This window comes from Marinobacter sp. LV10MA510-1 (genome assembly GCF_002563885.1).
Taxonomy (GTDB): domain Bacteria; phylum Pseudomonadota; class Gammaproteobacteria; order Pseudomonadales; family Oleiphilaceae; genus Marinobacter.
Genome location: NZ_PDJA01000001.1, coordinates 2,629,137 through 2,642,376, shown reverse-complemented (window position 1 = coordinate 2,642,376; position 13,240 = coordinate 2,629,137). Strand labels below are relative to the sequence as shown.

11 protein-coding genes and 1 pseudogene are annotated in these 13,240 nt (G+C 50.0%); 9 read left to right on the top strand and 3 right to left on the bottom strand.

Annotated elements, in window-relative coordinates; all coding sequences use genetic code 11:
- Positions 1-742 precede the first annotated feature (742 nt).
- The gene (locus ATI45_RS12670) at positions 743-1,108 is read right to left on the bottom strand and encodes an MbcA/ParS/Xre antitoxin family protein (RefSeq protein WP_098419798.1); all 366 of its coding nucleotides are present in this window, start codon (positions 1,106-1,108) and stop codon (positions 743-745) included.
- A 316-nt stretch (positions 1,109-1,424) separates the two neighbouring features.
- Between ATI45_RS12670 and ATI45_RS12660 the strand changes: the two genes are divergently transcribed.
- From ATI45_RS12660 to ATI45_RS12640, 5 genes and pseudogenes are all read left to right on the top strand, one after another.
- Entirely contained in the window at positions 1,425-2,126 is a 702-nt protein-coding gene (locus ATI45_RS12660) for a metallophosphoesterase (RefSeq protein ID WP_179888410.1), read from the top strand.
- Positions 2,119-2,811, top strand: a complete 693-nt coding sequence (locus tag ATI45_RS12655; RefSeq protein WP_098419795.1) for a 3'-5' exonuclease — start codon at positions 2,119-2,121, stop codon at positions 2,809-2,811. Before ATI45_RS12660 ends, ATI45_RS12655 begins: the two co-directional genes overlap by 8 nt.
- 89 nt (positions 2,812-2,900) lie before the next feature.
- Positions 2,901-3,534 (top strand): annotated as a pseudogene (locus ATI45_RS12650) (metallophosphatase domain-containing protein).
- A 19-nt stretch (positions 3,535-3,553) separates the two neighbouring features.
- Positions 3,554-4,015: a nucleotidyltransferase domain-containing protein gene (locus tag ATI45_RS12645; RefSeq protein WP_098419794.1), complete on the top strand. Its 462-nt coding sequence runs from the start codon at positions 3,554-3,556 to the stop codon at positions 4,013-4,015.
- A 51-nt stretch (positions 4,016-4,066) separates the two neighbouring features.
- Positions 4,067-4,477 (top strand): MbcA/ParS/Xre antitoxin family protein, encoded by a 411-nt coding sequence (locus tag ATI45_RS12640; RefSeq protein WP_218926136.1) that lies wholly within the window; start codon positions 4,067-4,069, stop codon positions 4,475-4,477.
- Positions 4,478-4,852: 375 nt separating this feature from the next.
- Here the strand turns inward: ATI45_RS12640 and ATI45_RS12635 are convergent, their stop codons facing one another.
- Positions 4,853-5,191, bottom strand: coding sequence for a hypothetical protein (locus tag ATI45_RS12635; protein WP_098419793.1), 339 nt, complete (start codon positions 5,189-5,191; stop codon positions 4,853-4,855).
- Between the two features lie 405 nt (positions 5,192-5,596).
- On the opposite strand from ATI45_RS12635, the gene bamE reads away from it, so the two are divergent.
- On the top strand, positions 5,597-5,947 hold the full coding sequence (gene bamE / locus ATI45_RS12630) for an outer membrane protein assembly factor BamE domain-containing protein (protein ID WP_098419792.1): 351 nt from the start codon (positions 5,597-5,599) through the stop codon (positions 5,945-5,947).
- A gap of 83 nt (positions 5,948-6,030) precedes the next feature.
- On the opposite strand, the gene ATI45_RS23325 is transcribed toward bamE, so the two are convergent.
- Complete coding sequence (locus ATI45_RS23325) at positions 6,031-6,243, bottom strand: peptidoglycan-binding domain-containing protein (protein ID WP_218926135.1); 213 nt, start codon at positions 6,241-6,243, stop codon at positions 6,031-6,033.
- Positions 6,244-6,563: 320 nt separating this feature from the next.
- Between ATI45_RS23325 and ATI45_RS12620 the strand changes: the two genes are divergently transcribed.
- Genes ATI45_RS12620 through ATI45_RS12610 form a run of 3 tightly spaced genes read left to right on the top strand, consistent with a single transcriptional unit; the run spans position 6,564 to position 12,908 of the window.
- Positions 6,564-7,139, top strand: coding sequence for a hypothetical protein (locus tag ATI45_RS12620; RefSeq protein WP_098419790.1), 576 nt, complete (start codon positions 6,564-6,566; stop codon positions 7,137-7,139).
- A complete protein-coding gene (locus ATI45_RS12615) occupies positions 7,132-9,507 on the top strand; it encodes a site-specific integrase (RefSeq protein WP_098419789.1) in 2,376 nt (791 codons plus the stop codon). Before ATI45_RS12620 ends, ATI45_RS12615 begins: the two co-directional genes overlap by 8 nt.
- Entirely contained in the window at positions 9,504-12,908 is a 3,405-nt protein-coding gene (locus tag ATI45_RS12610) for a site-specific integrase (RefSeq protein ID WP_098419788.1), read from the top strand. The genes ATI45_RS12615 and ATI45_RS12610 overlap by 4 nt, the downstream gene beginning before the upstream one ends.
- The last annotated feature ends 332 nt before the right edge of the window (positions 12,909-13,240 follow it).

The following is a 13,240-nucleotide window of genomic DNA, read 5'->3' as shown; positions in this document are numbered from 1 at the left end:
ACCTTCTGATTAATATCTGCTTTCATGGCAAAATAGCACGCATCAAGCATTCACCCAGCAGGTGACCTGATGAGTAATCGCCACGTGAGTCACGCCCTACCTACCTCTCCGCTGATCGAGCCTGCACCCTGTCATTGATGACAGGAGGCTTCCCGAACTGAACTCACGCATAGAACTCTATACCTCAGATGTAGGGGCAACAAAATTCATGCTACCGGCAACAGATTCCATGTTTGTTGCTTTGGGCATGGGTTTTGTTGCCGCTGACAATGTGTGGGTGCGGCTGCGACACATTTGAGTAAAGCCACCATCGACAATCGCTAAAATCGTGAATCGAGAGATGCGCGCGCACGAACGAATTCAGATTGAACAGCCCGGTGACTCTGATCAACCAAAGTGAGTTTTGAGGGTGCCACTCGAACCAAAGTGAGTTTTAAGGGTGCCACTCGAACCATGAGATTCCTAAACTCCAACTTTTGTCTGTGTTAGGGCCGCCGGGAGTGTCTCGTTGGGGTGAGCGCAGCTGGACTTATGAGCGGTTCTGGTTCGCACTTTGATCTGCCATTCGGATTCTGGTTCATACTTTGCTCTGCTCTGGGGCTTATACAGGATTCGATAATCAAAACACGCCAAGGCTTATCTATCGCACAGAGCTAGGTATGCCTCATTAAAATCGCACAGAACTTCATATCCGCAGCTATAGCGGCAACATTTTCATTGCTGCGTTGAGTCTGTCAGTCATTCAAAGCCGACTTCCCATAGCATCAAGATATTTAAGCACCGTAATTAGGCCCTGGCAGCTCTTCATCATTTCCCGGGGTGACTGCCCAAAAGCCCGGTTATCCGTTGTTATCCAGTGCCTCATATGTTCGTAATTACCACCCACCAGCGTATGCAGCCCGCGGCACACCCGAATGAACATCCGAGCTCGCTCACCGGCTTCTGAGTTTGGGTCGATGCCATCACAGATCCCACTGGTACGTTCATGACCGATGACTGCCGCCGCTTCTTCTTCACTGAAACCCATAATTTCTGCGGCTTTACACAAAGCTGTACCCAGAACCCGGATCTCATCAGCTTCGCGTTTTTTTCGTGCTACCGTATCCATCAATATGATTCCTAGTTTTAATACTCTTATAATTATAGTGGGCTTATACCTTATCAGTCGTATATGTTTTTAATGACGCTAACGTGAAACCACATTGAAAGTGCAAGAGGTGAAACGATGTCTAGGCGGGTTCGGGACGCCCTCATATCCGCTATACAGTCTGCCGAGCGCGCCAACGCCCTAGTGTGCGGGACACCTTTGGAGCTAAATGATCCGGCATGGCGCATAAGAATTGAGGAAAGGGTATGGCAGGAATTTTTAGAACATCCAGATTTTCTGGGTGCAATAGCGGACCTTCTCATTGATGAGAACTGTCTTGATTTCTAAGTTAACGACTCACCGTTTTATTTCTCGAAACCCGAACGGCACGGACTGGCTCTGCGGTGACCTGCATGGCCAATATGACGCACTGCAAAGTACTCTGTTTGAGGCAGGCTTTGACTCGGCAGTAGATCGACTTTTTCTGCTGGGTGACGTTATTGATCGTGGGCCAAAATCGAAAGAATTGCTGGCCTGGGTATTAGCCACGGATTATGTGCACTGCCTCATGGGGAACCACGAGCTTATGTTTGTTGCCCGCTCACTCAATGGCCAGTACCAGGATAAGCACCGATCGATCGGAGGTGCGTGGGTCGATTGCGTTGACGTTTCTGAGCAGCAAAGACTGACCACCGAATGCATCCAGCAGATGCCTTTGACGATCACGCTCGAATGCGAGCATGGCAGCCTCGGCTTGGTGCATGCGCAAAGCCCCGCGGATAACTGGCAGAATGTTCAGCAGGCGGCACCGTCTGACCGATTTGCGATTGACTGCACCTGGCCGTGGAATCGGGCCCAGGGATCAGACCAAACCATTGCTGGCATCACAGCCGTTGTGTCTGGGCACATTGGCACCGCTGATGTGATTCAAAAAGGCAATCAGGTTTGGATCGACACGCTGCAGCAAACGGGAAACATGACGTTGGTGCCCGTTAACGATATTTTTAACTGGGTTAAGAGGCACGCATTAGATGGATGAACGTCCTCTATTAATCGTTGATTTGGAGGCGACCTGCTGGGAAAACCGGATGGCGCCGGCGGGCGAAACTCAGAGCATCCACAACATGGAAATCATTGAGTTTGGGTGTGCCCTGGCGACCCGGGCTGGCGAGCTTTTGGACAGCCAATCGTTCCTGGTGCAGCCCGCAGAAAACCCTCAGCTCAGTGAGTTTTGTACATCGCTGACCAGTATCCATCAGTCGATGATTGAGGCCGCGCCGCCCTATTCTGAAGCCTGCAGAATGCTCGACGCGTGGTTGGGACAACCGCATGGGGATTTCATCTGGTGCAGCTGGGGCAACTACGACCGCCTACATACCCTGGCCGACAGCAAAAAGCAGGGTGTATTTCCCGCGATGATGAATTACCCCCACCTGAACCTGAAGCGGATCTGGCGCCGAACAACGGGGCAAAAGCGAAAGAATGGAATGGTCCACGCTTTGGAGTTCCACGGCTTGGCATTAGAGGGACATCACCACCGGGGCGTGGACGATGCCCGGAATATGGTTCGGTTACTGCCATTTATGGACTGGACGCTGGAAGAAGAGCTGTTAACCCCGCCCAATATCGCACACTTGAAAGAGCGTATTACTTCGAATCGCGTGGTCAGTATTGAAGAAATGGACGAAGCTATCCGAGAAAAGGCGGGGCGTAATTTTGAGTGAAAATTTATCCTTAGTAGCAATGAGGAAGCCGAAATACTAATGAGTAATTCAGTCTACTCATTGCCATTAAGCGCATATGGAGAAACGCCGTGAGGCTCGTTTGCATTTCCGACACCCACAGCCTGCATCGGCGCATACCAGACGTGCCGGATGGTGATGTGCTGATTCACGCAGGCGACTGCCTGGGTGCCGGCACTTTGGATAATGTGGAAGACCTCAATGACTGGCTCGGAACCTTGCCCCACCGACATAAGATTGTGATTGCTGGCAACCATGACTGGGTGTTCCAGGAAGCGCCGGAGCTGGCCAGGGACGCGCTGGCCAACGCCATTTATTTAGAGGATAGCGGTGTTGAGATTGAAGGTGTCCGGTTCTGGGGTTCGCCCTGGACGCCTACATTTCAGGACTGGGCGTTCATGCTGGATCGCGGGCAAGCGATACATGATCGTTGGGTGCAGATTCCAGACGACACCGATGTGCTGATTACCCACGGCCCGCCTAAAGGCATTGGTGATGAGGCGTCGATGATGTTTAAGTGCCAAAATGTTGGGTGTGTGGACCTGCTGCATCGACTTGAACAGTTAAGCGCTGAAAGCGCATATTTTTGGCCATATTCACGAAGGCTACGGCGAATACACATTGGGCCGCACCCGCTTGGTCAACGCCAGTACCTGTACGGTTCGGTATGTGCCGACGAACCCACCGATTGTTTTGGACATCTGAAAGGGATAGGGAGCGCCTGATGAGCAGAAAGCTACCGTATAAGCTCAGTGACCTGACTGCCCAGTGTGATCCTGATGCGCCAGTTCCTCAGGATATAATCGACTGGGAAAAAGCAGCTCCGGTTGGTCTTGAGCAAACGGTGATGGGCTCCCAGATGGATATATGGGAAGCGGTTCTAAAATTTCAGGAGCTGCTTTCAGACGATGTCACACAGTTGATTCTTTTTGGGAGCCGGGCGCGCGGCGATTACAGGCCCGACAGCGATGCGAATGTGGCGGCACTGTCCCGCGGAGATCCTGATGACGCTATAGTGATATTGTTGAGCCTTTCTGATCTGGCTTATAAAGTTCTGCTATCAACGGGTGTGCGCATCCGACCGTTCCTGGTTTGGGAAACTGGATGGTGTGACCCTGAGAGTTCTGCACAAAAAGATACCCTGCAGAACATCGCCCGCGAGGGCATTACCCTTTGGCAAGCTTGACGCGTCCCGTCACAATAGCGAGCTACGGAAAACCCCTTAGGGGTACCACTAATGACTGTGCATAATTCCTCGCATCCCGAGAAATCTCAGGCCGACCTGAACCGCATGAGCGTTAAGGGCTTGAAAGCGGTTATGAACATTCTGGACAAGTGGGGGTGCTCACCAGAGCAGGCCCAAGCCATCCTCCGGCTGCCAAAAGCTACCTTCTACCGATACCGCAGCAACCCAGATAAAGCCAACCTGGATGCTGACCAACTGACGCGACTGAGCTATCTATTGAACATTCACCAAGCCTTGCGCACCGTGTTTGAGAACAAGGACAACGTGTACCAGTTTATGAGCAAGAAGAACCACAACCCTTTCTTCAATGGCAGAGCGCCGTTAGCCGTTATCGAGACTGGCGATTTTGGGGCGCTTTACGAAACCTACAAGCGAATCGATACGCTTCGCGGAGGAGTTTAAGGAGTTAGTATTGGTCTGTCCGTGCGACAGGGCAAACCTGACTGTGGGCATTCGTAAGCTCTCAAATCCTGACGAATGTTTTTAGCCAGACTGTCCTTGGGAATAAAAGATAGGCCCTGACGATGCGCTCTCACCAAAAATACGATGCAGAAACACTACACCGGCTAATGTTGCCTGTCGCAAAGGAGCTTTGCTTCAGCAGTTCGGAGCTATTTTCTATTTGCGGATCTCAGACTGAGATAGAGAACAACAGGCCAGCGTTCGAAACGCGCAAATGTTCGCTTTTACTGGGTATCGCGAAAGCTCTGAATATCTTATACACAGATCCCCAGCACAGCGCTGAGCGTCTACGGCGGCCCTCCTCAGATGAACCCTTTAACGGCGATTCACCAATGGATCTGATGCAGCGTTCGGAAAAAGACCTGCAGCTGGTTCGGCGATACTTTGATTATCGAGCCCAGCCACACTAAAAAAACTGTGTAAGCTTTTTGCCACAATGTTGCTCAAACGATTGATCGTAGTATTCCCCCCTGGACGCTTGTTTTCGAGTGTAATGTGTACAGCATTCATATCCAGGGCATCTGAGGGTTTGGTCAGGCTAACTCGGTCAACCCCTTTCGTGATCAGCGCTGTAGCCGCGCGGTTAATATCGAATTTGGAGTTATAACGAGCACTTAAACCAAGAACTTCAAATGGCCATAATGGGTTGCTCAAGCATGCATAAATATCAGTCTAAGGTAGGTCATATTATTACCATCAACTAATTTTGCAAGATGCCGCTTGGGCAATAATAGAAACACGTTGTTCACTTTGGTTGACACATTCAAAACGCTTTTAAAAGGCTGGGTGCAGTTACAGCCCCCAGTGCGGACTCACAAGCAACAGATGCCAGAGCTTAGGGCTCGGCCTGGGCCGATCCCTGTGCGGATCGCGTCGGGCAAGTGCCCTCGGCGCAAAACTGCTTGAAAATAGCCGAATACACCCTGTATTGATGTATTCTTGGTCGTGTGAGTGTGCGGGATGCCTTTGAGCCTCCGCCCGGTGATCGACAAGAAGTGCTGTGACGCTCGTGTAATGGCACGGATACCAAGTAATTTACTCTTAAACGAAGGAATACCGATGATCGTCAAAAAACTTCTAGTTATGGTTTTGGCTGCTTTTGTTTTGGCCGGCTGCGCGACAACAGGCAATGATTTTAGTAGCAATCAGATCGACGAGATTGTTGTTGGTCAAACCACCAAGGCCGACATTGTTAGTTGGTTTGGCGAGCCGTCGGGACGCACGGAAAGTTCGGCGTATGACGCGGTTTTCACATATCTTTATTCTGAGACACGCGCCAATGCGATGAGTCTGATTCCAGGCGCTGGGATATTCGGAAAAGGCATGGACTCAAGCCACAAAACGCTAATGGTGTTTTTTTCGAAGGACAACCTTGTAAGGGAGCACAGCTACACAGAAGGGACCCTTTAACACGATTAGTTTGCCCTGCTCCAATTTCAGTTGAGCAGGGCAACCCTCACGCTAAACGTAATACCTCGATCCGACGACCCCAGTTAACACTGCCTCAGCGCCTTCAGTAGCCTAATGGTTGAGTAATCCTGGGTTCCAGTCGGGGTTGTCCCATTATCATGCTGAAATTGTTTCAGTGCGCTCACAGTAGCGCGTCCGATCACACCGTCAATGGGACCGGCGTTGTAACCCCAAAAAAATTGATTCGTTCCTCTTACATTCCTCGCGATTTCTATTGTCCTTTCGTTCCACTGCACGTGAATTTTTCCGTGCACGGTGGCGTCAATATTTGTCTTTGATAACGAGTTTTTCGTTGCGGACAGCGCCAACGAGGTGAGTGCTGCGCTCTCCAAATTTCGTCGAGAAAGCCTGCTCGGGTTTGCCCACAGAGTCAGCGACCCATGCCATCATTTGAGGCGTGATTCGTGCGGGCTCCCTCAATTCTGAGTAGGCCATTGGCCTATAACTTACTGAAAAGTATTATTTTATTTTATTGCTATTTTTTCGCCTGGCCACAAATTACAGTTTTCATGTGTTAAAAGTAAGTGGTCTTAAACGAGCTTAATAGGTCCCAGCGATGATTCCAGAATTTCTACGCCATGCCACTTTTCGGTATGTGAAAGCTTCCGAGTTGCGCCCCCAGGATGGCATTCCAAGCAGAATCGCAGCTGTGCTGATGTCGCAAATTCCCGCGATTAAGGATCCCGGTTGCCTGACACCCGAGGCCGTAATTCTGCTCTTTGCGATGAACCCGCCTTGGGTTATAAAAAATCACCGGGAATATCGTCTAATCTTGTCAAATAATTTGAGTCCCCTCATTGGGAGGCTGTCGGCAGAAACTGAGATTCCTGTTCTGATCATGCCAAAGCAACTCAAACACGTGCCAGAAACATTTTATCAATTTCAACTCCAAGTCGCGCTTCTGCAAAAGGTTGTCTACGGGCTAGATCTGTCAACAGCTGGGCCATCAGTCTTCGCGCTTTGGGGAGCCTTGGATAACAAAAAGCTCTTAGAGCTTTCAAGCCATCTTGGAACAAAAAGTGGGGTCGAGCGGTTAACTGGCCTCGATCGACGGACAAAACCACAAAACCAAACAGTTGTGACATCAGCTTTTACGCAAATAGAGATGTTGAAGGGTGTTGGTGATGAATAATCAGCTAGATGTCGAGGTTGTTGAACTGTTGAGGCGAATTATTCGCCCTAGAGGCGATTGGCATGAGATCCAGTCCATTTGCAGGTTGTTGGACGAATTGTTGGACGACCTCGAAGCGCTGTCGCCCGACCGTTTCCCCAAAGCCGTTATAGGTGAAGCGGTTCACTCGCTAAAAAACGCAGAGGCAATTGGCGAATTTTTGGTGCTTACAGAAGACGTCAGAGGCATCAGTGGCCTTATAACTGAATATCCCCAGCATGCGGGTTTACTGGCGAGCAGTAAGAAGGAGAGACTTTTGGAGACACGGAAAAAACTCATTGTTTGGTTGGTTGTTTGCACCGATCACTGGGTTACGAGAATCGAATCGCGCGATGATAACGAGTCAAAAAAAGTTGAGGAACAACATAAACTGGACGCGCGATTGAATGAGGCATGGCGGGCTGTACGTAGGTTGAGCGATGAGGCCATGGTTCACCTGAACGGACACTTTGACAGTGTGGAAGCGCTAACTGATCGACTGGACGAGCTGATCCAAGGTTTCGATTCGAGAACGTCTGACGAGAACTCACATCGAGGTTTCAGCGGGTTGGAACGATATTTTGCTTACTACGCAGAGCAGCGAAAAAGCCGTGCGATTAGCGGTCGAGAGTTAAAGCAGCGCGAGCCACCAAAACTCTATGCCACGTACGTTGAAATTCAGAGCGATCCAGACACGGAAATCGACGACCCTGCCATTAAAATGGTTCGCAATGAACGCCAGTTAACAGAACAGAGAGAAACAGAGCACTATCTCGCCGGTAACAGTATCGATGAGCTCAATGACGGGCCGACATTTTGGCAAAGTGATAAGCCGGTTCTACCGCAGTTAGGGGACAGTGTTCAGAGCGCCGTCATCCGATCCAAAAGTCAGCAGGCTCACCGGCGTCGTGCGGCTCAGAAATTGCCGGGGCGTTGGGAAACACTGACAGATAACGAGGTCTCGCGCTGGCTGAATGAAGTTTATGAGCGGCTATCGATTGACACGCATGTAGCCATCGTCATGCTCATACTATTGCTCTCTGGCCGTCCACTGACGTCAATCATGGCGACGCGCTTTGTGAACAAAACGGAACAGCTACCCGGCACGTTGACGCCTAGCGATGTATTCATAGACGTCAGTCAGCAATCGATTGTGTCGGGCGTTATTCGGCCAGAGGAACGCCGTAAACGCTCAGCAGAGTGGAAGCCTGTTTTGCGTGAACACGACGGACGTTTAGGTTTGCCGATTCCTCAGATTTTCTGGCAATGGATTGCAAAAGTGACGACTCCGTTGCTGGATAAATGCAAAAAACGTTCTGTCAGTATTTTCCCGGCGAACACGCATGAGAATATTTCAATCGGAATACATGACGTGCTGGTGAAGCTGCGCAAGGGCCAATCCACTCGAATCACGCAGCTTCGCGTGGAGAGTCATCTACAGTCAGCGGTGTTACAAAAGGGTGGTGACCGCGTTGAAGCCATTCTGATTGCGGGCCAAAAAATTTCCTCTTCCAGTTCCGCCGGACTCTATTATCACAGCGTTGAGAAAGGCGCGCTCGAGAGGTTGTATGCAGAGGTGACAGCCGAATGGGCGGATGAATTCCCTCCGGAACCGGGCGCTAAATTTCAGGCGCAGACATCCATGTTCAACGACACGGTTGGCAGCGATCTTGTGTTAATTTCAAAGTCGCATCGTTCCTTAGTCTCTGATTTAACGCGTCAACTCGAAGCTGATCGTGACAGTCTTGCGTCACCAGGTGGGCTCGTCCGGTTTCATAACTCTTTCATGAATTACTCTCTCCTATTTCTAATGTATGGCACTGGGTATCGTTCGGTATGGGACCCCATCAGCTGCGAATCAGACATTGATTTCGACAACAAAACGTTAGTTATTGCCGATAAAACCAGTGACGGATTTGGCCATTCAAAAATCGTTCCGCTGGCCGATGAACTCCTTAATCAGCTGATTTACGTGAAGGCTCATCTCGATTGGTTAAGGTCTCAACTTGAATGGTATGGGCTGCTCGCGCGGCAAAATGCACCTTTTCTTTTTTATCTGTCGCTGGACCTCGCACTTATACACATCACACCAAAAACCATGACAGAGCAGCTTAAATGGGCGTACCCGATGCCACTGAATCTAAATCGGCATTGGCTGCGAACGGAGTTGAAGAACCAGGGGGTTGCGGGTGCTTTTGTCGACCATTTCATGGGGCATTGGGACGGCGGCGGAGAACCTTGGGGGAAATACTCCTGCGTGGACCCGAGAGAGTTTTGTGAGGTGGTGCGAGCTGCGCTGGACCATCTCTTGAAGGTGCAAAAGTTTGTTTCGATTAGGGGCGCTGTATGACGACCGAAGCGGAAGTTTGGATCGGTTGGACGAGCAAGCGCGCGAAGGTTCTAAATCCCAAAGATGACCCCGTCTTCGGGGACCGGCAACGGGCTATAAATCGAGCGATGAACCGCGCCCAAGACGAAGACGTGGTTATCGCGCGCCTGAGAGAACATTATCCGGCACTGTATCGGGGTGACCAGGACGTATTCCTTTCAGATAGCGATATGGAGAGCCTCCTAGAGAGAGTTTTGGATGGCCGGGGAGGTCATTCATACAGAAACCGGCATAATTTTTTAATAAAAGGTCTGATGAAGGGCAGCAGAGCTCTTGCATGGCGACTGAAAGTTCCGGCGCCAATCACTGTGGCGTTGCCTGAACAGTCGTTGTTCACGCCCGAATCTTACGCAAAGCTAGGCGTTGGGAATGCCTTATACGATGCATTCTGGAAGGATCTGCACGCGCCTATGTCGGATGATGAGCTGAGTCCTCAGAACCGAGACGTCGGGCAGCTACTTTTTAGCTGTCTAATGGATTCGGCTTGCCTATCACCCTTTTGGTTTAACTTATTGCCGGCCTCGATTCAACGGGGATGCAGTGTTCGTAACGGTTTGGTTTGGCTGGATCTAGAGCCTGAGCCTTCAGAGGATTCCAAGGATATTGATGATCGCCGCCGCTTTTTTCCGGCGCCTATAACTCAGCTTCTTTTGCAGCGCTGGTCTGATCGTTGGCATCAGAAGGGAGGGGGTACCTCTTGGCCCTCAGAGGTAAAAGGTCAGGGGAGTATCTCTGCGAAAACACTGTTACTGCGATACACGGATATGCTGAGTAAAGCGATGGGTCTACGAAAGGCCAGTCATAGCCGACTGATCAGCGTTGCTGAAACTCGCGCTGCACAGCAGATGCCCACTGTGCTTGCGCATTATCTCCGGAGTCCAAAACTCGGTAAGTCCGTTTCGGAAACAAATTTTTTGAGACTGATTTCGGGAGAACACCCTACAGAAACGCATAAGAGCGTTATTAGTGAACTGGGGAAAATACCTTCCCATAAACAGGGTTTTGAGCTAACCCCAACGGGTGCAAACGACGAATTTCCTGATCAGATGGCGCTGTTTCGTCAGCTAAAAATAATAATTAATGAGAAAAAACGAGGCACTAAAAAACCTGTTGAACAAAAGAAGATCTTTTCAGCCGTTCAAGTATTTTATACAGAAAATGCGTTAACACCTATCATGCAGTTGCTCATTATTTGGGCTTGCGCGTACCTGGAAACGGCAGGTAGCAGCGGAAAATGGTTAGCGGCGACCGCCGTTCGATACCTTGATCGAATTGGTAAACCGCTCGTGGCGCAAGCCAGCGCGATTATGTACCCAGGCACGATGGACAGTGATCAGTGGCAGGATGTTTATGATAATAGTTTGAGTTACGGTTCGGGAATGACCGGAGCGGATGCTGGACAACTGGCTCAATTTTTTCGGTTCTTAACTGTCAATTACAACGTGCCGGCAGTCGAGTTTGACCGCATTTCAGGGTCGAATAATGTCGATGCGAGTATCCTCACTCCCAGTGAATACGATGCGGCAAAACAACTCCTTAGGCAGCGTCCAAAAGACGAGTTGTCTGATATTTATGAGCTGATTTTGATTCTGGGGTATCGATGCGGTCTTCGCCGCAGTGAGGTGTGGAGCCGGTTAATAAAAGACTTCGATGGCTTTGACAATGAAAGCATCTCAAATTTCGAATTGCTGGTTCGGCCAAATAAGTGGACCAACATCAAGTCTTGGTGTGGAACCCGTCGACTGCCGTTGTGGCTATTGTTAGATGACACGGAACTGGAGCTATTGAAGTCATTTTATCGTCGGCGCAAAGACAGGATGGTTGGGAGTGCGGCTCATCACGCTTTTTTTGCGAAAGACATGGCAACGGGAGAGCCTTTTGATGAAGGCGTCGTCTTCGACATTATTACTAAGACGATTCAATTTGTGACTGGAGATGACCGCTCTCGGTTTCATAACTTAAGGCACTCCTTTGTCAGTATTACATTCCTTCGTCTGATGGAAACTAAATTTCAAAAGCATTTGCCGAAGTCTTGGATTTATGGCGCCCAAGGGAAACCGCTTTTGCCGCATACCGGGGAGTTTCTGGCTGAATTGGTGAGTGCGCCGCATAGCACGTGTCCGCTGTCAGTACTCTCCATGTGGGCTGGTCACGCTTCTGTTCGAGAAACTCTGGGCTCATACAGCCATTTGCTGGATTGGCTTGTACGAAGCTATTTTTGGGACAGACGAAATCCTGAGCTTTCAGTTGCAAGCCAGTCTGCCCTCTTGGGTAAGGGCCGGGATGCCGTAGAAAAATACCGTAATCGAAATCGGGAGAAAGTAGAGCACCAATTTTACGCTGCGGACGTGTGCAATCTGTTTGTTATACAGTGGCGAAAAACCGCACTTAAGAAGTTGCCCTTTTTGATCGAGCGGCCCTCATGCGTTGTCGACACAGACGCACTGCAAGAAGAAGTTTGGCATCCTAAAGAGCGCCTTTTAGTAGCCTATGAGCTGGCCTACTATACAGAAGAAATAATCCAAAACTTAGCTGGGGAGCATCAGCCCAGGGGTTTGGAGGTGGGAGCTTCGAAATTGAACGTGCCCATTAAAGATGCTGCGCGCTGGATAAGCAATGCGAACATTTTGATGAGTATGCGCACTTCCCGAAAAAGAGATTCCACCGCTGAAAATACATTTATTGGGGCTATACCGAAGCGGTCTCGGATGTCCGCCGAGACGATGGGCGTCAAACGATCGTTTGATCAGAAAGATCCATTTGCGGGATATCCAGAGTTAAGAGGGTTTATAGCACCACCGAGAACACCAACTGGCCGAAAATACTCTGCGTTGTGGTATGCAACGCTATTGGCGTGGGAAAAAGAAAGTCCAGAAGAAGCGCAGGACACAATGCGAATGATTCTTGAGCATAGTCAGCGAATTCGAGCGAGAATCAAGGTGCGGTCAATCGATAATCAAATAAAATATAAAGAACTTTTGGAAAGGTTAGGTCTGAGGACGCGGCTGAGGTTAAGAGTCAACTGTCTACCTGGCGCTGAAAAGAGCCGAATCCGAAAGTACTGGGCAGCCAGATACGACCTGCCGTTGTCTGCTGTCTCAATCAATACCGTGGAGGACGTTAACGCGAGACTCGGTGTCGATGGCCGTTCACATCTCTACATCGAAGAACTCGACTGCTTGGTTCAATACAGTAAAGAGGGAGAGAAGAATCACGACGCCTTTTGGTGGGCGTTCAGGTTTGCGCTGGTGTCTGCGTTGATCGTCACTGGTAAATTACGGACAGAATTCACGATGGGTGACAAGGATAGTCGCGTGTTGACGGAGTTTGAAGGGTCTTCACCGGATCACGAGAGTGTTTGAATAAAGCTTATGCCTGGGATCGATCGAATCGGTGGCATGGCAAGCGGTATAACGTTTCCGCCTGCCATGCGCCGGTGTCAGACTTTTTGGATCAATTGAACAAATAGACGCCATCTGTCAGGTCGAGTAATTCGCAATGTCGCGCTTACCTTGTCACCCGGTTTGGGAAGCCCTGCAGAGGGCTCTCGAGACCGTATTAGATAACCTAATATATGTCGTCCACGGCAATACAAAAGCAGCTCTGTCACGCTCGTGTTCAGAGGTTTTACGAAGACCTGTCGCACATTTAGAACGGTAAAGTCGTCCCGCCAGTAGGCCAAACGAAGCTTTGA